Raw genomic sequence first — 18,327 nt, 5'->3', positions numbered from 1 at the left:
TCCAAAATGTCCCTGCTAAGTAATCAATAATTATTGTTTACCACAAAAATTTATTTATTGAAAATCATTGATTTCATGCTTTTTCATGTTAAAATCTATATGTTTGTGTTTTAGCAGGATTTTAAGAACGTGTGGTGATATGTGATGTTAACTTGGGATTTTTTAAGTATGATTGGTACAATTGCTTTTGCCATTAGCGGTGCTATCGTAGCAATGGAAGAAGATTATGATATATTAGGCATTTATATTTTAGGTATTGTCACTGCCTTTGGTGGGGGAGCCATCCGTAATTTATTAATTGGGGTACCCGTATCAACATTGTGGGAACAGGGAACTTTTTTTCAAATCGCCCTCTTGTCTATTACATTGATTATTATTTTTCCCCATCACTTATTGAAGCATTGGCATAAGTGGGGAAACTTCACTGATGCCATCGGATTATCAGCATTTGCTATACAAGGTGCACTTTATGCTGCTGATATGAATCATCCATTAAGCGCAATTATCGTTGCCGCAGTATTAACCGGTAGTGGTGGTGGAATGATTCGTGATTTATTAGCACAAAGAAAACCTTTGGTATTACGATCAGAAATCTATGCTGTTTGGGCGATTATTACTGGGCTATTAATTGGATTAAATATTTTCACATCAGCAGTAGAACTCATAATATTATTCATAACAATTACAGCCCTTAGAGTATTATCTTACACTTATAAATGGAAACTTCCTACAAAACAAATTCAAGTTAAATTAAAGATAAAATAGTAAAAAAACAGAGCCACGTTTCAGCCCACGATAAAAGGTAGGAGACTGGCTCTGCTTAATTCAATTTCCATCTCTATTAATAACAAAAACAAGCTCCTAAATTAATCGGAGCTAAAACAAGGTCAATCATCTTCTTCAAAAACTAAGTCGTTGCTTCTAATAGTCATTAATTCATGGCGGTCATAATGACTTTGCATTAAAAGCCTCATGGATTGTGCGCGTATTGCCTTTTCGATAATATTTCTTATATATCTTCCATTAGAAAATGTTTGTGGATTTAAGACTGTTTTCACCCAAAGTAAGTGATCTTTTAATTTCCTTTCACTTTCTCTACTAAGTACGTACTCTTTTTGTTTCAGCATTCTTTGCCCAATCTCCATTAGTTGTTCAATCGAATAATCTGGAAAATCTATAACTAGCGGAAACCTAGAATGTAAACCCGGATTTAAAGATAAAAAATAGTCCATTTCTTTTGAATATCCGGCTAAAATCAGTATAAAATCATGCTGTTTATCTTCCATATGTTTCACTAATGTATCGATTGCCTCTTTACCAAAATCCTTTTCCCCTCCTCTACCGAGGGAATAAGCTTCATCGATAAAAAGTATGCCTCCGATTGCTTTCTTAATTAAATCTCTCGTTTTTTGAGCTGTATGGCCAATATATTCTCCTACTAAGTCAGCCCTTTCAGCTTCGATCAAATGTCCCTTTGTCAAAACATCCATTTTTTGAAATAGCTTACTTATTAACCTCGCTACCGTTGTTTTCCCTGTACCAGGGTTTCCCTTGAACATCATATGAAGGGACTGCTTTCCCGCTTTCAGTCCTGCTTCTTCTCGCTTCTTGTTCACATAGATCCAGGCATAAATTTCTTTTATCATTCTCTTCATTTCTTCCATGCCTACTAAAGCAGCTAATTCTTCTTCAATTTCTCTAAGAGCAAGATGCTCTGATTGTAAGGTTTTTTGTACAACATTCGGTTCGGGTATTTCCTTTGTTAAGGCTTTTCTTTTTTGAGAATTTAGTACAATACTGATTTGTCCATTATTTTTCAAACGAATCGGCTGATCCAATAGCTTTCACCTCACATTCTCTTGCACCAGTATACGCTAAGATTGCCTTAATTGTGACAAAAGCCTAGTCGTTATCTCAAGTCGTTATTTAGCCTATTCTATTATTAGAAGTTAGAGTCTTCTTGTTCATATATATTCAATTTGGAGGAAAATCATTAAAGTTTTTTTAGTGAAAACAAAATTGTTACTAATTAAATATAAATTATAGAACAACAGAATTTCTTCCAACAAGGTTGTCAAAGCATAAGAAAAAGCCCGCATCATTTGCGGACTCGACAAGGCAACTTTATTATTTTTGTTCCATATCTAGCGATACATTTCGTTGAGGAGCAAATGTTGAAATCGCGTGCTTATAAACAAGTTGTTGTTTTCCTTCTGATTCAAATAGGACAGTAAAATTATCAAATCCCTTTACTTGCCCTCTAATTTGGAAACCGTTTAACAAGAAAACTGTCACATTGGCATTATCTTTTCGCAATTGATTTAGAAATTGATCTTGGATATTGATTGATGTTTTCATTACAAATCCTCCTCTTTTATCTCTATTATTATGTATTCGATTTAATTTTCAGCTTTCCTTCAATCGTTACATAAATTTCATTTATTTTTTTATGGAAACCCTTTGAATCGAGAGCTTCACTCATATCTATCCAACTAACATCCAGTTTATTACGAAACCATGTTAGCTGTCTTTTGGCATATCTTCGTGAGTTTTGCTTTAGTTGATCAACAGCTTCGTCTAAAGTAATCAAACCATCAAAATAAGGGTAGAATTCCTTATATCCTATCGCTTGCATGGACTGACAGTTTTGCAACCCCTTATCACTAAACCCTTTCACCTCTTCCAATAGGCCATTATCCATCATCATATCTATTCTCTGATTAATTCGTTTATACAAAAGATCTCTGTCCATTGTTAAACCGATTACAGCGGCATTATATACCGATTCAAGTTCCTGTTTACTTTGCCATTCTGTCATCGTTTTTCCCGTACAATGGTATACTTCGAGAGCCCGAATCACTCTTCGAATATTATTAGGATGTATTTTTCCCGCAGATACCGGATCGACCACCTGTAATTCCTTATGTATACAAACATTCCCTTCAACTTTCGCCCTTTCCTCTAAGCGATATCGAAAATCATCATCTGAGGGGGCATTTGAAAATTGATAGTCAAATAGAACGGATTGTATATATAGTCCCGTCCCCCCTACAATAATGGGTAACTTCCCTTTACTACTGATTTCAGTTATCTTTTCTCTGACAATTGTTTGAAATTCAGCTGTCGAAAAACTTTCATCTGGCTCTTTAATATCAATTAAATGATGGCTGATACCTTCTGTCTCTTCTTTCGTTATTTTAGCTGTACCAATGTCCATACCTTTGTAAATTTGCATGGAATCACCACTAATAATTTCACCATTATATTTTTTTGCCAGTTCAATACTTGTTTTTGTTTTCCCTACAGCAGTAGGTCCTATAAGAATAATGATTTTTTCTTTTTGATTTGTCATTCACTCACACTGCCTTTTAGTCTTTCAATTTCTACCTTATCGTACCATAAGCATAGGAAGGAAAAAAGACAATCAATACTCAAACATTATTCACCCTTTTTCTACAAATTAAACCTTTTTTATTGCGGATTCGATTCTTTTTTACAATGGAGATTACATTTTTATAACGTTTTATTTACATTCAGGCTTCTATAGTCGTTTCATGTTACCTTATAAAAAGCGGAGTTTAAGATAAGATGTCTTATGAATATGGTCTTATGAAAATGGATTGAGACGAAGCAGAATTATAGGAAATTAGGTGATTGATAATGATAGGAAATGCTGAAATTGGAATCGATTTAGGAACAGCTAATATACTTGTTTATAGTAAAGCAAAAGGAATCGCTCTTAATGAGCCTTCTGTTGTTGCGATTGATACAGAAACAAAAAAAGTGCTTGCAGTTGGCTCTGAAGCAAAAGAAATGATTGGTAAAACACCGGGACGAATTGTCGCCATACGCCCACTAAAAGATGGGGTAATTGCCGATTTCGATACAACAACAGAAATGTTACGTCATATTATGAAAAAAGCTGCAAAAGCTGGTGGCTTCTCAATTAGAAAGCCGAGTGTTGTTGTATGTACACCTTCCGGGTCGACAAGTGTTGAAAGAAGAGCGATTCAAGACGCAGTACGAAACGCCGGTGCAAAAAAAGTTTTCGTGATTGAGGAACCTGTTGCAGCAGCAATTGGCGCTGGTATGCCAGTCGATGAGCCAGTCGCAAATGTAGTAGTTGACATAGGTGGCGGTTCAACTGAAGTGGCGATTATTTCCTTCGGTGGTGTAGTTGCTTGCCACTCCGTCCGTATTGGCGGAGACCGTTTAGACGATGATATTATTCAGTATGTGCGTAAAGAATACAACGTACTTATTGGTGAAAGAACAGCAGAGAATATTAAAATTGAAATTGGCCATGCGCTGATTAACCATGATGAATTAAAAATGGAGATACGTGGGAGAGATTTAGTTACTGGTTTACCAAAAACCATTGAGCTTTCTTCCTTTGAAATTAGGGATGCGATGAAAGAAGCGTTACTCAGTATTTTAGAAGCACTAAGAGCAACATTAGAAGATAGCCCTGCTGAATTAAGCGGTGATATCGTTGACCGTGGAGTCATTTTAACTGGCGGTGGAGCTTTACTTAACGGTATGCAAGAATGGATCAGTCAAGAGATTGATGTGCCTGTTCACCTTGCTCCAAATCCGTTAGAATCCGTCGCAATTGGAACAGGAAAATCATTAAAATACATGGACAAATTACAAACAGCCAATGCGAAATAATTAAAAAAGAGAGAACCGCGTATCACTAATTTTGCGGTTCTCTCTTTTTATGTGACCATAAGCGTTTTAGAGTTGATTTCCTGTATCCTTCTTAAAACAAAGGTCTCTTTAAAGCAAGTCTTACATAATACGCTTAAACATTTTTTCCATTTCATATATAGAATAATGAATGATAATTGGGCGACCATGAGGACAAGTAAAGGGATCATTCGTTTGTCGTAACTCATCAAGTAATGCTTGAATTTCATCGTTACGTAAATGGCGATTTGCTTTTATGGAACCTTTACAACTCATCATGATAGCCGCTTCTTCTCTCAGTTTTTTTATATCCACTCGTTTCATATTCAGCAATTGTTCTATCATATCCACAATCGTTTCTTGTTCCTCTCCTTTAGGAAACCATTGTGGATGCGCACGAACGATATAACTGTTGTGGCCAAACTCCTCTAAGAAAACTCCCACTTTTTCAAGTTCGTCTTTATATTCTTCAATCTTTATCACATCGTCATTCGCATATTCAAAGGTCATTGGAATCAAAAGCTCCTGTAATTCACTTTCTACTTTCCCAACCTTTTCCTTAAAAAACTCATATTTGATTCTTTCCTGAGCCGCATGCTGGTCAATGATATACAAACCATTATCATTTTGCGCAAAAATATAGGTACCATGCATTTGACCTATAGGATACATCGCTGGGACTCTAGAAGGAAGCACGAATTCCTCTTCTTCTGCAAGCGTTATATTTTCTTCTTCTTGTGAATCCACTTCTTTAGATGGAGCAGAAACTTCTATTGCAGGAGCCGTTTCAAAGATCGTATTTTTTACTTGTTGATTTGGTGTTACTGAATCTTCTTGGATGAATAGTACTTCTGTTTCTTTCCTTTCTTGCTCGATCTCTTTAAATGGTTTTCTTTCAGGTAAATGATCGAGGTGAAGGAATGTTTGTTCATCTTTTGGCTTAATTATTTTCTTTTCGGTAAAGCCACTTGGAATTAATTCTTCTTTTTTAAAGACTTGTTTAATGGTGGCCGTTACTAATTCGTTTAATTCATGCTCTTTACTTAACCGAACTTCCATTTTAGAAGGATGAACGTTTACATCTACTAATAATGGGTCCATTTCAATGTTTAATAAAACAATGGGATACCGTCCTATCGGCAATAATGTATGATAACCTTCCTGAATCGCTTTCACTAAAGGGTAGTTTTTAATAAACCTACCATTGATCATCGTTGAAATATAATTTCTCGAAGCTCTCGTTATTTCTGGTAACGCTACATAACCAGAAACCTTGAAGTCAAGGGACTGAGTTTGAATGGGAATCATTTTTTTGACAATATTTAAACCATAGATCGCCGCTAAAACTTGACGAACATCACCATTACCTGTTGTTTTTAACAATTGCTTATCATTATGGAGTAACCTGAATGAAATCTCCGGGTGTGATAAAGATAAGCGATTCATGACATCTGTAATATTACCTAATTCGGTATGAATCGTTTTCATATATTTAAGTCTAGCCGGCGTATTGTAAAACAAATCTGACACGGTAATATCTGTACCTTTACGACTAGCTGCCTTTTCCATCGTTACAACTTTTCCGCCTTCAAGCACCACTCTCGTACCTATATCACTATAGCAAGTCTTCAATTCAACTTTGGAAACGGAAGCAATAGAGGGCAACGCTTCCCCTCTAAATCCTAATGTGCGAATCCTAAATAGGTCGCTCTCGTCTTGGATTTTACTTGTCGCATGTCGGTGGAACGCATGGAGAACGTCATCTTCTGCTATTCCTTCTCCATTATCGATGATGCGGATACTTGAAAGGCCAGCTTCTTCTACTTCCACTTCTATAACAGAACTGCCTGCATCAATTGCATTTTCAACTAATTCTTTTACAACAGATGCTGGACGCTCAACGACTTCTCCTGCTGCGATTTTATTTGATAGATAATCATCTAAGAGCTTGATTTTACCCATTAGGATTCACCCTTTCAATCTTTATTTTAATTTTTTTTGTATCTCATATAAGGTATTTAATGCCGTCATCGGTGTCATTTCTAGAATGTCTAGTTTCTTTAGCTGATCAAGCAACTTTCTTTCCTTTGTTGCAATATTTGTTCCTCTTTTCGCTAGCGTTTCTTCTTCAAAGAATGACAATTGGCCAACCGCTTCTTCTTGTACGTCTATTTTTGTTGCTGTTGCATTTATTTTTGTTGAATCCTTTGCTTCTAGTCGCGTAAGGATTTCGTTTGCTCTTTGAATCAATGTCTCCGGTAGCTCTGCAAGTTGGGCAACATGTATACCATAACTTTTATCTGCTGAGCCTTCTTTAATCTTATGGAGAAATAGGACCTTCCCGTTTTGTTCAACTGCACTTACATGCACATTTTCTAAATGGGGTAACTCCTCTGCCAAAACAGTAAGCTCATGATAATGCGTTGAGAACAATGTTTTCGCCCCAATATGGTGGTGAATATATTCAATAATCGCCTGAGCAAGGGCCATTCCATCATAGGTCGACGTTCCCCTACCAATTTCGTCAAATAGGATAAGACTATTTTCTGTGGCATGAACAATGGCATTCCTTGCTTCTAACATCTCGACCATAAATGTGCTTTGTCCAGAGATTAAATCATCTGCCGCACCTATTCTAGTAAACACTTGGTCAAAAATAGGTAACACCGCTTGTTTGGCAGGAACAAAACAACCAACTTGTGCCAAAATTGAGGTTAAAGCAATTTGTCGCATATATGTACTTTTACCTGACATATTAGGTCCAGTAATAAGTAACAACTCTCTTTCATCATCCATATAACAGTCATTTGCTACATATTCTTGCGCATTCATCACTTTTTCAACAACCGGATGTCTCCCGTCCTCAATGACGATTTTCCGTTCACTAGAAAAGGTCGGTTTATGGTATTGCCGCTGTTCGCTAACCACAGAGAAACATTGCAATACATCCAATTCACTTATAAGCTTGGCAAGATTCTGGATGCGTGGAATATGCTCTTTTACCTGTTCTCTTACCTCTAAGAATAATGTGTATTCTAGTTCAACCGATTTTTCTTCCGCTTGTAGAATTAATGCCTCTTTTTCTTTTAGCTCTGGAGTAATAAACCGTTCAGCATTTGTTAAGGTTTGCTTTCGTTCATATAAACCTTCTTCTAACAGATGGAGATTAGACTTTGTCACTTCAATATAATATCCGAAGACACGATTGTATCCGATTTTTAATGACTTAATCCCTGTCTTCTCTCTCTCTCTCTTCTCAAGCTGAGCGATCCAATTTTTACCGTTTTTCGTTGCGTCACGATATTGATCGAGTGCTTCATTAAAACCGTCAGCAATAATATTCCCTTCCTTGATGGTTAACGGGGGATTATCGGTAATGGCTCTTTCTAACAAGTCGGTTACATCCTCACAAGGATCAAGTTCATTTGCCAACTGTTTAGCAACGTCATTCGTTAACTGATTCACTACATGACCTATTTTGGGTACTTGCTGTAATGATTTTTGCAATTGAAATAAGTCACGAGCATTGACATTACCGAATGCGACTCTACCTGCAAGTCGCTCTAAGTCATATACCTCTTTTAAAGTATCTCTTAGCTCTTCTCGTTCGAAATAATGATTCATGAAAGTTTCCACCATTGATTGTCGTTCTATAATGGCATCCTTATTAATTAACGGACGATCTATCCATTGTTTTAACATTCTCGAACCCATCGCTGTTTTCGTTTCATCCAGCAGCCAAAGAAGTGAACCTTTCTTTCCATTTGAACGCATCGTTTCAGTTAGTTCTAGGTTTTTCTTCGAGAAGTAATCAATTTTCATAAATTGGTTCACTTCATACACTTCAGCAAGTTGCAAATGGTCAAGGCTACGTTTTTGTGTTTTGTATAAATAATTATATAATCTCATTACTGTTTCACGCAGACGATCATTTGCTAACTTTGCTACACTTTCCTGAAACACTTCCCGAGTTTGGATATCGTCTTCAATAGAAATGGTCAGTACCATTCTCTCTTTCATCTTTTTGAGCCATTTATCTGAGAACTGCGAAGAGACGACAATTTCTTTCGCATTAGAAACTGAAAGCTCATTCAAAATGGAAGTAAAACCATCAGTTATAATGGTCGCTTTTGTTTCTCCTGTTGATAAATCACTATATGCAAAACCATAGGTATCATCTTCAAATGCGCTTACTGTAGCGATATAGTTATTTTCCTTTTCATTTAACCCCTTACCTTCCATCCGAGTCCCAGGTGTAATTAATTGAACAACTTCCCTTTTGACTACACCTTTAGCCTGTTTCGGATCTTCGGTTTGTTCACATATGGCTACTTTGTAGCCTTTTTCAATTAAGCGTTCGATATAATTCGGGGCTGAATGATAAGGTACCCCGCACATCGGTATGCGGTCTTCAGCTCCTCCGTCTCTACTTGTTAATGTAATTTCTAACTCTCTTGATGCTGAAATCGCATCGTCAAAAAACATCTCATAAAAATCGCCTAAACGAAAAAATAAAAAGGCATCTTGATAATCTGCCTTTACCCTTAAATATTGTTGTATCATCGGCGTATATGTTGCTGCCATAATTTCCTCCACATAATTTATAATCTATTATTTTCTTATCTCATTATATCATACTTGAAAGTCAACAAACGATTAGAAATGCTTCATACTCTTACCCGCCTTAACTCTTCAACACTTTGAAAAAAGAAAAAAACTAGGAAGTAAAACCTCCTAGTTAGTTTTTATTCCTCTTCAGTTCCAATGATGAAGTCTGGGTTTAAGTCTTCAAATTCCTCATCTTCTGCTTCTAATCCCCAATCTTCATCTTCGCAGTCACCAGCATCAGCAACTGCTACACAAATCTTTGTTTCTCCAATGACTTCAACAATAAACTCTCTCTCCACATGTACAATAATTTTATTGCCATTTTTAGAGATTGTTGCTTCAATACAGTTTGGTTGTTGAACGACCCGTGCAACAACTTCAATATCGTCAAGGATTTCTTCATCACGATACTTCACTTTGATTACATCTTTGTATTCCACGCACTCTGTAACTACTTCAGTTTGCGTGTTATCTTTATAAGAATACCAGATATTGATATCAAAGCTTCCGCTAACCTCTACAGTATTTCCCACCTTTTTCGCTTTGTACTTATGGTTAATGATCCAAGCACCAAGAATACTAGATGGGTGGTGTTGAGGACAAACCGTGTGATTGGACTGGATAAACTTACGTCCTTTCGCAACGACTGCCTTCGTTATTATCTCTCTATAGTCTCCCATTGCGAGCGAACCCTCCTCATTCATTTTCAATTCATCCTATGCGGGATATTAGACTAGTGTGCGACATATTTTCTTGTGGGCAATTAGCCAAATCCATTAGCATGCTTTATCATATGCCGCATACGGGCGATTGTTACGGACTGAGGTGGGCAAGGGCCCAATCTAGGAAAGATTTTTCAGCAACCTCTTGAAACATTCTCTCTCACTTTTGGTTCAAATACCGGTATTGATTGTCACGTAGCTGTTAAATTAATCATACGAGGATAGAAGTGGCGTTATTGTGATAGTTGTCTTACGAAAGATTAATTGGTAAGTTAAATAATATCTTGAAAACGCATCTCACTTGTAGAAAATTTGAATTCTCAAATTTCACCTTACTGTATAGTTTGTTCCCAATTATATTGTTTTCTTATAGTACACTTTTTCATTTCTCACAAAACGGCGCAAAATTAGAGATATAAATTTACTCCTCAATAGAAACAAATAAGATACATGCATAAGTGAGATTAGCCGTTTAAATAAGCACAGATCAGCAGCGCTGGGTACTATTGCTGGTCTTTAGACTACTTTTTTACAATATCTTTATAACTTTACAGTTTTTCATCAACAAAGGTTGTGCAGCTGCAACCGATTCAATCATTGCCCAAAGCGACAACGATGCAGATGTATTATTGCTTTTAAAAAGGGCGATTATGGATTGCAGGCAATTGGTTATAAATACGGTTGCATCGAATGTGATGTATTTTTTAACAAGCAAAAAAAGATCCTATTTTCCTCTTACACAACGAAGGAAAGGGTGATAAATCCACATATTTAACCTATATTGATAATCATTCTATTCAACAATAAGAAGTCCGAAATCTAAGAATATATTCATAAGTCTAAAGTAATCCATGAGAAACACTTCCTTTCTTAAAGAACAATAAACTTATAAAACAAGTTTCTAAAAGCTGCTGATATCAATAGTGAAAAATCAAAAGGGTGATCACATCGACTTGTGATCACCCTTCAATTTCATTCTTAATGTTGACAGCCTGAATTTTTCAATTGTGAACCGGTTTGACCAGATAGTAAATCGCCACCAGTTGACGAAATAATCTCATCTGTCACTCTGTTAGAAATGGCTGAAGAGACAATTTGTAATAAATCATTCACATCCACTTGAGATTGTTTAAACTCTTGAACAACAGGAATTGCATCTAGCTCTTCTTCAAGAGAATCAATTTTCGCTTCTGTTTTTCTTAAAGCTTCCTCTTTCCCATAATGTTGTAAATTAACCGCTTGTTTTTGTAGACCTTTAATTTGCGTAATAATCTTTGAAACTTTTTCATTCTCATTAATTTGTGCTTCCGCACGTTTAAAGAAATCTACTTCTTCCGTTTCAGCAATCATTACAGCTAGTTCTCTTGCACGCTTTACAATATCATCTTTAGAATACTTCGCCATCTTAGCTCACCTCAAGATTTTCTTTTTCTTCAATCATCTCACCATTAAGTGACCAAGTTTTAGCATCCGTCACTTTCACATTGACGATTTTTCCTATTGCTGTCTTCGGTCCTTTAAAGTTTACCAACTTGTTCTTTCTTGTATAGCCTGCTAATGTATCAGGGTTGTTTTTGCTTTCCCCTTCTACTAACACTTCAACTATTTCATCTTTGTATTTCTTCATAGATTCAGCAGATATTTCATTTACTAGCGCGTTTAATCTTTGTAAGCGTTCCTTCTTCACTTCCATTGGTACATTATCCTTCATTTTCGCAGCAGGTGTACCTTCACGAGGAGAATAGATAAAAGTATACGCCGCTTCAAAACCTACTTCACGATAGAGCGACATCGTTTCCTCGAACTGTTCTTCAGTTTCATTCGGATAACCAACAATTATATCCGTAGTAAAAGTTGCTCCTGGTATGTTTTCTTTTATTTTGCGTACTAACTCTAGGAACTGTTCTCTGGTATACTTTCTAGCCATAATTTTCAATACATCATTCGAACCTGATTGTACAGGTAAATGAATATGTTCTACAAGGTTGCCGCCTTTTGCAAGCACTTCAATGAGATGGTCATCAAAGTCACGTGGATGACTAGTTGTAAAACGGACCCTAGGAATATCAATTTTATGAATTTCATCCATTAAATCCCCAAGACCATACTTTATGTCTTTAAAGTCTTTACCGTAAGCATTCACATTTTGTCCTAATAAAGTAATTTCTTGATAGCCTTTTGCCGCTAATTGACGAACTTCTTGAATGATATCTTCCGGTCTGCGACTTCTCTCTTTTCCTCTTGTATAAGGAACAATGCAATACGTACAGAATTTATCACAGCCATACATAATATTTACCCAAGCCTTGATATTACCTCTTCTCACTTTAGGTAAATTTTCAATCACATCGCCTTCTTTAGACCAAACTTCAAGTACCATTTCCTTAGACATATAAGCTTCTTGTAAAATATTTGGCAAGCGGTGAATATTATGTGTTCCGAACACCATATCTACTTGGTTATATGTTTTAAGAATTTTATTAACGACAGATTCTTCTTGAGACATACACCCACAAACACCGATAAGTAAATCAGGATTTTGCTGTTTTAAATGTTTCAAATGTCCGAGTTCACCAAACACCTTATTTTCCGCATTTTCACGGATTGCACAAGTATTTAGAAGAATCACATTGGCATCATCTACGGATTCAGTTGGTTCATAGCCTAAATTCATAAAAATCCCTGCCATTACTTCCGTGTCATGCTCATTCATTTGACATCCATATGTACGGATATAGAACTTACGACCTTCCCCTAAGCCGGCAAATTCACTCGGTATTTCAAAATCCTTATGGTATTTGACATCTTCTTTTCCACGTTTCTTCGCATCCTTTAAAGATGGAGCTGTATACACATGTTCAAAATACTTACTGTAATCCTTTTCGGATTTTTTGTCCGCAGGATTTGCGACCTTTACTTGTTGACTTTCTAATCTTTGTTTTTCATTCATTTACGACATGCCCCTTTCTATGATACTGTAGGCGATTTCTATCCATTATTTCTATACACATTACTATAGTATAAAGCGTATTTCTATTGAACACAATAGCAATGCACCTGATCTATTCTTTTTCGTAGGAAAGTATTAAAAATAGGCGTACATTCTATAAAGAATAAAAAAGACCTAAGAAAATCAACAATGGATTCTCTTAAGTCTTTTATTTAATTTACATAAATTCTTCTACTAACTTATCAAAGTACGCTTGATCTAAGTTTAAATCAGCCTTTGCTAACGGTGTCTCTGAATAACCATGTAGCATTTCCTGATAAGACTTACGCTCTGTGTCTTGATAAATAAGTCCAGTTACTAATCCTTCGTGTTTCATTAAGGTTTGCATTGCTTGTTCTCTATTGGAAGAATCGTATCCTTCAATATCTTTTAATTTAGTTAAGTTCGCTTTAAACCAATCATACGTATTGATTTTGTTATAAGTGACACATGGACTAAACACATTAATAAGTGAAAATCCATCATGTTGAATTCCTTGTTCAATGAGAGCAGTTAAATCTTTTAAGTCGGTTGAAAAACTTTGTGCAACAAACGTAGCTCCTGCCGTTAAAGCCATTTCCATTGGTGAAATCGCTTGTTCAATGGAACCTTCAGGTGTTGATTTTGTTTTAAAACCGGTAGATGAACGCGGAGATGTTTGGCCCTTAGTTAAGCCATAAATTTGGTTATCCATTACGATATACGTAACATTAATATTGCGGCGAATAGCATGAATCGTATGCCCCATACCGATAGCAAAGCCATCCCCATCACCACCAGAAGCAATAACCGTTAAGTCCTTATTCGCCATCTTAACACCTTGAGCAATCGGTAATGAACGTCCATGGATTCCGTGAAATCCATATGAATTAATATAGCCAGAAATCCGTCCAGAACAACCAATTCCAGATACTACAGCTAACTCTTCAGGTTCTAAACCAACATTAGCCGATGCGCGTTGAATAGCAGCTTGAACAGAGAAGTCACCACAGCCTGGGCACCAATTCGGTTTTACATTATTTCGAAAGTCTTTAAACGTAGCCATTTAGAACAACTCCTTGCACTTTGTATGGATTTCGTGCGGCAAGAAAGGATTCCCGTCGTACTTATTATATTTAATGATTTTATTCGCATGTCCAACATTCATTTTGATAATATTTGCTAACTGTCCAGTGGCATTGTTTTCAACCACCACAACCTTTTTAGCAGCTGCAACTAACGGCATTAACTCATCAGTTGGGAATGGATGAATCAAACGAATATGTGCGTGATTAACCTTCAAACCGTCTGCTTCTAATCTAGTAATCGCTTCTTCAATTGCACCTCTTGTTGAAATGAAACCAACTAATAACAAGTCTGCTTCTTCATGAGGGGCATTTTTATATACTGGTGTATTAAATTTCACATTTTCAATTTTACGGAACCGTTTATCCATTTGTTGAATACGATTTGCTGCTGATTCCGATGGTTTTCCAGATTGATCATGCTCTACACCTGTAACATGGTGGATTCCATATTTCATCCCTGGGATTACCCTTGGCGATACGCCATCCTCCGTCACTTCATAACGTTTAAAATATTCTTTGCTATCTATTTCAGGTAGATCACCTTGCAGCTTCCCACGGCGAATTTCTACTTCATTAAAATTCAACGGTTCCACTGTTTGTTTACCTAATGATAATTGTAGATCTGATAAAACAATTACAGGACATTGATATTCTTCAGCTAGATTAAATGCTTCAGCAGTATCATAAAACGCTTCCTGTACTGTACTTGGTGCAAGAACAATTTTTGGAATTTCTCCATGTGTTCCATAAATCATAGCCATTAAATCTGACTGTTCTTGTTTCGTTGGTAGACCTGTTGACGGGCCACCACGTTGAGTATCAACGATAACTAATGGTGTCTCTGTAATACCCGCTAGGCCAATCGATTCCATTTTCAAAGATAATCCTGGGCCGGCTGAGGCTGTGAAAGCACGTACTCCTGCATAGTTAGCACCAATCGCCATAGTTGCAGCAGCAATTTCATCCTCTGTCTGAATAACAGTACCACCAAGTTCAGGTAATTTTTTTATTAGATACTCCATAATTTCCGAGGCTGGTGTAATTGGATAAGCAGCCATAAATCGACTTCCTGCAGCTAATGCACCCAGAGCAATGGCATCATTTCCGATCATGAACATTCTTTTCTTACCATCCGCTTCATCCAACTGCATCAAGCCATCTGTTTTACCTAATTGTTCAACTGTTGTATCATAGCCAGCTTTTATCGCTTCCATATTTTTATCTACAACGGCTTGTCCTTTGCGAGCAAAAATCTCTTCTACCACTTCTTTGAAAACTTCCACATCCAAATTTAAAACGGCACAAGTTGAGCCTACAGCGACCATATTTTTCATCAGTGATGTACCCAGATCAGTCGCCATTTGTGTAAATGGAATGGATAGAAGTAGCGCGTTTGTATCTTCTGGTTTCACTGGATTAAATTTTGCATCTGCTAAGATAATCCCACCATCATGTAACTCTTTATAATTGACATCTATCGTTTCTTGGTCAAACGCCACAAGAACGTCTAAATCATCCGCAACTGACCGAGTTTGAGAGGTACTCACACGAATTTTATTATTCGTATGCCCCCCTTTGATACGAGAAGAAAAATGACGGTATCCGTATAAATAATAGCCAAGGCGATTCAATGCAATAGAAAATATTTCACCAGTACTTTCAATTCCTTCGCCTTGTTGTCCGCCAACCTTCCACGAAAGTTGTTTCACCATGTCCTACACCCCTTTTATTACATGAGAAATATGTAAATAACTTGTATAATCTCTTTTTATACATCCATTTCACCATTTAACGTACTAAACGCTTTCAATTCTAGACCTAACAATGTAAAATTGCAAGCCTTTAAGATTAAATAATTGATAGATTTGTTTATTTTTTTAGATAGTTTTGAAAAATTCATCTATTTATCTACTAAATAACATATTTTTAAAATTATAATAGGTAATCTTTTCTACGACATCGTGTGGAAAGTGCTGTAATAATGTGTCAATCAAATATTGATATTCTCCAGCATGCTCAAGCCCTCTTAGTGGTGGTTCAGTGCCATCAAAGTCTGAACCAAGGCCAATATGGTCTTCTCCACCAAGGGAGCAGATATGATCAATATGTTTTAATACATCATTGATTGAAGCTCTATGTGGCTCATTTAAGAATTCTCTAACAAAAGTCAATCCAATCAAACCATCTTTCTTAATAAGAGCTCGAATTTGGTCATCGGTTAAATTCCTTGGATGTGAACAATAATGAAGACAATTAGAGTGTGAAGCAAACGGTCTCTTAGCTATATCCATTACATCCCAGAAGCCTTTTTCTGCTATATGAGAGACGTCACATAATATATTGCGTTCATTTAATATTTCAATAACCTTTTTGCCAAATCGTGATAGTCCTCCTGCATTCTCCTCTAATACACCATCGGCAACAAAATTTCCGTAATTCCAAGTTAAGCCGACCGATTGTACACCTAACCTTAACAGCGATTTTAATTTCACTTCATCATTGTAAATCGCATCACAGCCTTCTAGAGTTAAAACCGCCCCTATTTCATTTTCCTGTAATCCTTGAAGATCATCACTCGACTGAATTACCTTCACTTGAGGATGAGGTTTAACTATTTTCTCATAAAAAATATCAACCATTTGTAGTGCTGCGTTAAACTTTAATTCTGGATGAATTTTCTCTGGTACATAAATAGCAAACAATTGGACTTTCACATCACCGGCTAATAATCGATTGAGATTAGCCTGAAGCTGCTGCGAATACTGAAACTCAATGGAAGGGTCCAAAAACATTTTTACTAATACATCACAATGACCATCAACTATCTTCACTTTCTCACTCCCTTATTATTTAAATATACAAAATATTTCATTCATTCTCTATTGTTTTTCGTTCTACAAAGAGAAAAAACCCATTTGATAATCAAATGAGCTTTTACTTTTTCTGATGGGACATGACAGCCATTATCTAGGTTCTACGATCAGCTTTATAGCTGTTCTCTCTTCCCCATCTATCAAAATATCTGTAAACGCAGGAATACATACTAAGTCTACACCGCTAGGCGCTACAAATCCTCTTGCGATTGCTACTGCTTTAACCGCTTGATTCAATGCACCCGCACCAATTGCCTGGATTTCTGCTGCTCCTCTTTCACGTAGAACACCAGCAAGCGCACCAGCTACAGAATTAGGATTAGATTTTGCTGAAACTTTTAATATTTCCATTCCTAGCTCCTCCTCATTTTTCCCCCTCCTGAATGCTCTTTTTTTAAAGAGTTCATCAGGTTTCAATAAATGTTTCCACTGCTACTATATTCATAATGAAAAAGACATATTCCAGCTTGACCAGAAAAATTAAAAAATGAGGAGGTTTTTTTTAGCTATAAAATGGGTGATCATCATTAATTAAAACGCTTTCTATCTTCTTCGCTTTTCCTGTTTTCATATCAATGTCAATGGTTACGGCACTCAATATTCCTCTTCCACTTTTCGGTACTTCAAAACGAACCGGCATATTCGTAATAAACCGCTTTAATACAGCTTCTCTTTCCATACCAAGAATACCATCGTATGGTCCAGTCATACCTACATCACTCATGAATGCTGTCCCATTTGGCAGAATGCGTTGATCTGCTGTTTGCACATGTGTATGAGTCCCAATTACTGCTGACACTTTACCATCTAAATACCAGCCCATTGCTTGTTTCTCACTTGTTGTTTCACCATGAAAATCGACGAAAATAACCGGAGTTCTTTGCTTTGCCTCTTCAATAAGTTGCTCTGCCTTCTCAAAAGGGCAATCACTTGGTTGCATAAATGTTCGACCTTGTAGATTGATAACAGCTATTTCTTCACTATTATATTTTAAATAAACTAAACCCTTCCCTGGATTATTATCAGGGAAATTAGCTGGCCTAACTAAATACTTTGCTTCCTCAATGAAATCAAATATTTCCTTATTATCCCATGTGTGATTACCTAATGTCACCGCTTGTGCTCCAGCCGATAAAAATTCCCTGTATATTTTTTCGGTAATTCCTCTACCACCAGCAGCGTTCTCCCCATTAATAATGGTTATTTGCGGTCGATACTTTTCCTTTAACTTCGGTAAATACTCTTCTACCATTTCACGGCCTAATGATCCAACAACGTCCCCTACAAATAAAATTCTCATAAAATTCCCCTTCTAAAAATACTTGTATTCATACATACGCCAATCAAGCTCTATGCTAGATTGTTAGCTCTTTAAGATT

15 protein-coding genes are annotated in these 18,327 nt (G+C 36.5%); 2 read left to right on the top strand and 13 right to left on the bottom strand.

Annotated elements, in window-relative coordinates; translation table 11 throughout:
* The first annotated feature begins 144 nt into the window (after positions 1-144).
* Positions 145-765 (top strand): trimeric intracellular cation channel family protein, encoded by a 621-nt coding sequence (locus MKX78_RS10550; protein ID WP_341050785.1) that lies wholly within the window; start codon positions 145-147, stop codon positions 763-765.
* 122 nt (positions 766-887) lie between these two features.
* On the opposite strand, the gene spoVK is transcribed toward MKX78_RS10550, so the two are convergent.
* From spoVK to miaA, 3 genes are all read right to left on the bottom strand, one after another.
* Positions 888-1,838, bottom strand: a complete 951-nt coding sequence (gene spoVK, locus MKX78_RS10545; RefSeq protein ID WP_095369446.1) for a stage V sporulation protein K — start codon at positions 1,836-1,838, stop codon at positions 888-890.
* Between the two features lie 289 nt (positions 1,839-2,127).
* Entirely contained in the window at positions 2,128-2,358 is a 231-nt protein-coding gene (hfq, locus tag MKX78_RS10540) for an RNA chaperone Hfq (protein WP_095369447.1), read from the bottom strand.
* A 28-nt stretch (positions 2,359-2,386) separates the two neighbouring features.
* Positions 2,387-3,352, bottom strand: a complete 966-nt coding sequence (miaA, locus tag MKX78_RS10535; protein WP_095369448.1) for a tRNA (adenosine(37)-N6)-dimethylallyltransferase MiaA — start codon at positions 3,350-3,352, stop codon at positions 2,387-2,389.
* Positions 3,353-3,660: 308 nt separating this feature from the next.
* On the opposite strand from miaA, the gene mreBH reads away from it, so the two are divergent.
* On the top strand, positions 3,661-4,671 hold the full coding sequence (gene mreBH, locus MKX78_RS10530; protein WP_095369449.1) for a rod-share determining protein MreBH: 1,011 nt from the start codon (positions 3,661-3,663) through the stop codon (positions 4,669-4,671).
* 120 nt (positions 4,672-4,791) lie between these two features.
* On the opposite strand, the gene mutL is transcribed toward mreBH, so the two are convergent.
* The 10 genes from mutL to MKX78_RS10480 all read right to left on the bottom strand — a co-directional run bounded on the left by mutL (position 4,792) and on the right by MKX78_RS10480 (position 18,248).
* A complete protein-coding gene (gene mutL / locus MKX78_RS10525) occupies positions 4,792-6,651 on the bottom strand; it encodes a DNA mismatch repair endonuclease MutL (protein ID WP_341050782.1) in 1,860 nt (619 codons plus the stop codon).
* Positions 6,652-6,672: 21 nt separating this feature from the next.
* Entirely contained in the window at positions 6,673-9,273 is a 2,601-nt protein-coding gene (gene mutS, locus MKX78_RS10520; RefSeq protein WP_341050779.1) for a DNA mismatch repair protein MutS, read from the bottom strand.
* 161 nt (positions 9,274-9,434) lie between these two features.
* Positions 9,435-9,977 carry an outer spore coat protein CotE gene (locus MKX78_RS10515; RefSeq protein ID WP_095369452.1) on the bottom strand — a complete coding sequence of 181 codons (543 nt, stop codon included), beginning with the start codon at positions 9,975-9,977 and terminating at the stop codon, positions 9,435-9,437.
* Between the two features lie 1,020 nt (positions 9,978-10,997).
* The gene (locus tag MKX78_RS10510) at positions 10,998-11,423 is read right to left on the bottom strand and encodes a RicAFT regulatory complex protein RicA family protein (RefSeq protein ID WP_095369453.1); all 426 of its coding nucleotides are present in this window, start codon (positions 11,421-11,423) and stop codon (positions 10,998-11,000) included.
* 1 nt (position 11,424) lies between these two features.
* Entirely contained in the window at positions 11,425-12,969 is a 1,545-nt protein-coding gene (gene miaB, locus MKX78_RS10505) for a tRNA (N6-isopentenyl adenosine(37)-C2)-methylthiotransferase MiaB (RefSeq protein ID WP_341050776.1), read from the bottom strand.
* A 217-nt stretch (positions 12,970-13,186) separates the two neighbouring features.
* Positions 13,187-14,053 carry a 2-oxoacid:ferredoxin oxidoreductase subunit beta gene (locus tag MKX78_RS10500; protein ID WP_095369455.1) on the bottom strand — a complete coding sequence of 289 codons (867 nt, stop codon included), beginning with the start codon at positions 14,051-14,053 and terminating at the stop codon, positions 13,187-13,189.
* Positions 14,054-15,787, bottom strand: a complete 1,734-nt coding sequence (locus tag MKX78_RS10495) for a 2-oxoacid:acceptor oxidoreductase subunit alpha (protein ID WP_341050773.1) — start codon at positions 15,785-15,787, stop codon at positions 14,054-14,056.
* Between the two features lie 192 nt (positions 15,788-15,979).
* On the bottom strand, positions 15,980-16,906 hold the full coding sequence (locus MKX78_RS10490) for a dipeptidase (RefSeq protein ID WP_095369457.1): 927 nt from the start codon (positions 16,904-16,906) through the stop codon (positions 15,980-15,982).
* Between the two features lie 132 nt (positions 16,907-17,038).
* The gene (gene spoVS, locus MKX78_RS10485) at positions 17,039-17,299 is read right to left on the bottom strand and encodes a stage V sporulation protein SpoVS (RefSeq protein ID WP_095369458.1); all 261 of its coding nucleotides are present in this window, start codon (positions 17,297-17,299) and stop codon (positions 17,039-17,041) included.
* 151 nt (positions 17,300-17,450) lie between these two features.
* Entirely contained in the window at positions 17,451-18,248 is a 798-nt protein-coding gene (locus tag MKX78_RS10480; protein WP_095369459.1) for a TIGR00282 family metallophosphoesterase, read from the bottom strand.
* Positions 18,249-18,327 lie beyond the last annotated feature (79 nt).

Source organism: Cytobacillus sp. FSL R5-0569 (genome assembly GCF_038007265.1).
Lineage (GTDB): Bacteria > Bacillota > Bacilli > Bacillales > Cytobacillaceae > Cytobacillus > Cytobacillus kochii.
The sequence above is the reverse complement of the archived record's forward strand: the minus strand, read 5'-3'. Positions and strand labels throughout refer to the sequence as shown.

What these genes read in the sequence shown, in the direction of transcription:
- MKX78_RS10550 (WP_341050785.1), top strand. Translation starts at nt 145, where the DNA reads ATGTTAACTTGGGATTTTTTAAGTATGATTGGTACAATTGCTTTTGCC.
- hfq (WP_095369447.1), bottom strand. Translation starts at nt 2,358, where the DNA reads ATGAAAACATCAATCAATATCCAAGATCAATTTCTAAATCAATTGCGA.
- miaA (WP_095369448.1), bottom strand. Translation starts at nt 3,352, where the DNA reads ATGACAAATCAAAAAGAAAAAATCATTATTCTTATAGGACCTACTGCT.
- mreBH (WP_095369449.1), top strand. Translation starts at nt 3,661, where the DNA reads ATGATAGGAAATGCTGAAATTGGAATCGATTTAGGAACAGCTAATATA.
- mutL (WP_341050782.1), bottom strand. Translation starts at nt 6,651, where the DNA reads ATGGGTAAAATCAAGCTCTTAGATGATTATCTATCAAATAAAATCGCA.
- mutS (WP_341050779.1), bottom strand. Translation starts at nt 9,273, where the DNA reads ATGGCAGCAACATATACGCCGATGATACAACAATATTTAAGGGTAAAG.
- MKX78_RS10515 (WP_095369452.1), bottom strand. Translation starts at nt 9,977, where the DNA reads ATGGGAGACTATAGAGAGATAATAACGAAGGCAGTCGTTGCGAAAGGA.
- MKX78_RS10510 (WP_095369453.1), bottom strand. Translation starts at nt 11,423, where the DNA reads ATGGCGAAGTATTCTAAAGATGATATTGTAAAGCGTGCAAGAGAACTA.
- miaB (WP_341050776.1), bottom strand. Translation starts at nt 12,969, where the DNA reads ATGAATGAAAAACAAAGATTAGAAAGTCAACAAGTAAAGGTCGCAAAT.
- MKX78_RS10500 (WP_095369455.1), bottom strand. Translation starts at nt 14,053, where the DNA reads ATGGCTACGTTTAAAGACTTTCGAAATAATGTAAAACCGAATTGGTGC.
- MKX78_RS10495 (WP_341050773.1), bottom strand. Translation starts at nt 15,787, where the DNA reads ATGGTGAAACAACTTTCGTGGAAGGTTGGCGGACAACAAGGCGAAGGA.
- spoVS (WP_095369458.1), bottom strand. Translation starts at nt 17,299, where the DNA reads ATGGAAATATTAAAAGTTTCAGCAAAATCTAATCCTAATTCTGTAGCT.
- MKX78_RS10480 (WP_095369459.1), bottom strand. Translation starts at nt 18,248, where the DNA reads ATGAGAATTTTATTTGTAGGGGACGTTGTTGGATCATTAGGCCGTGAA.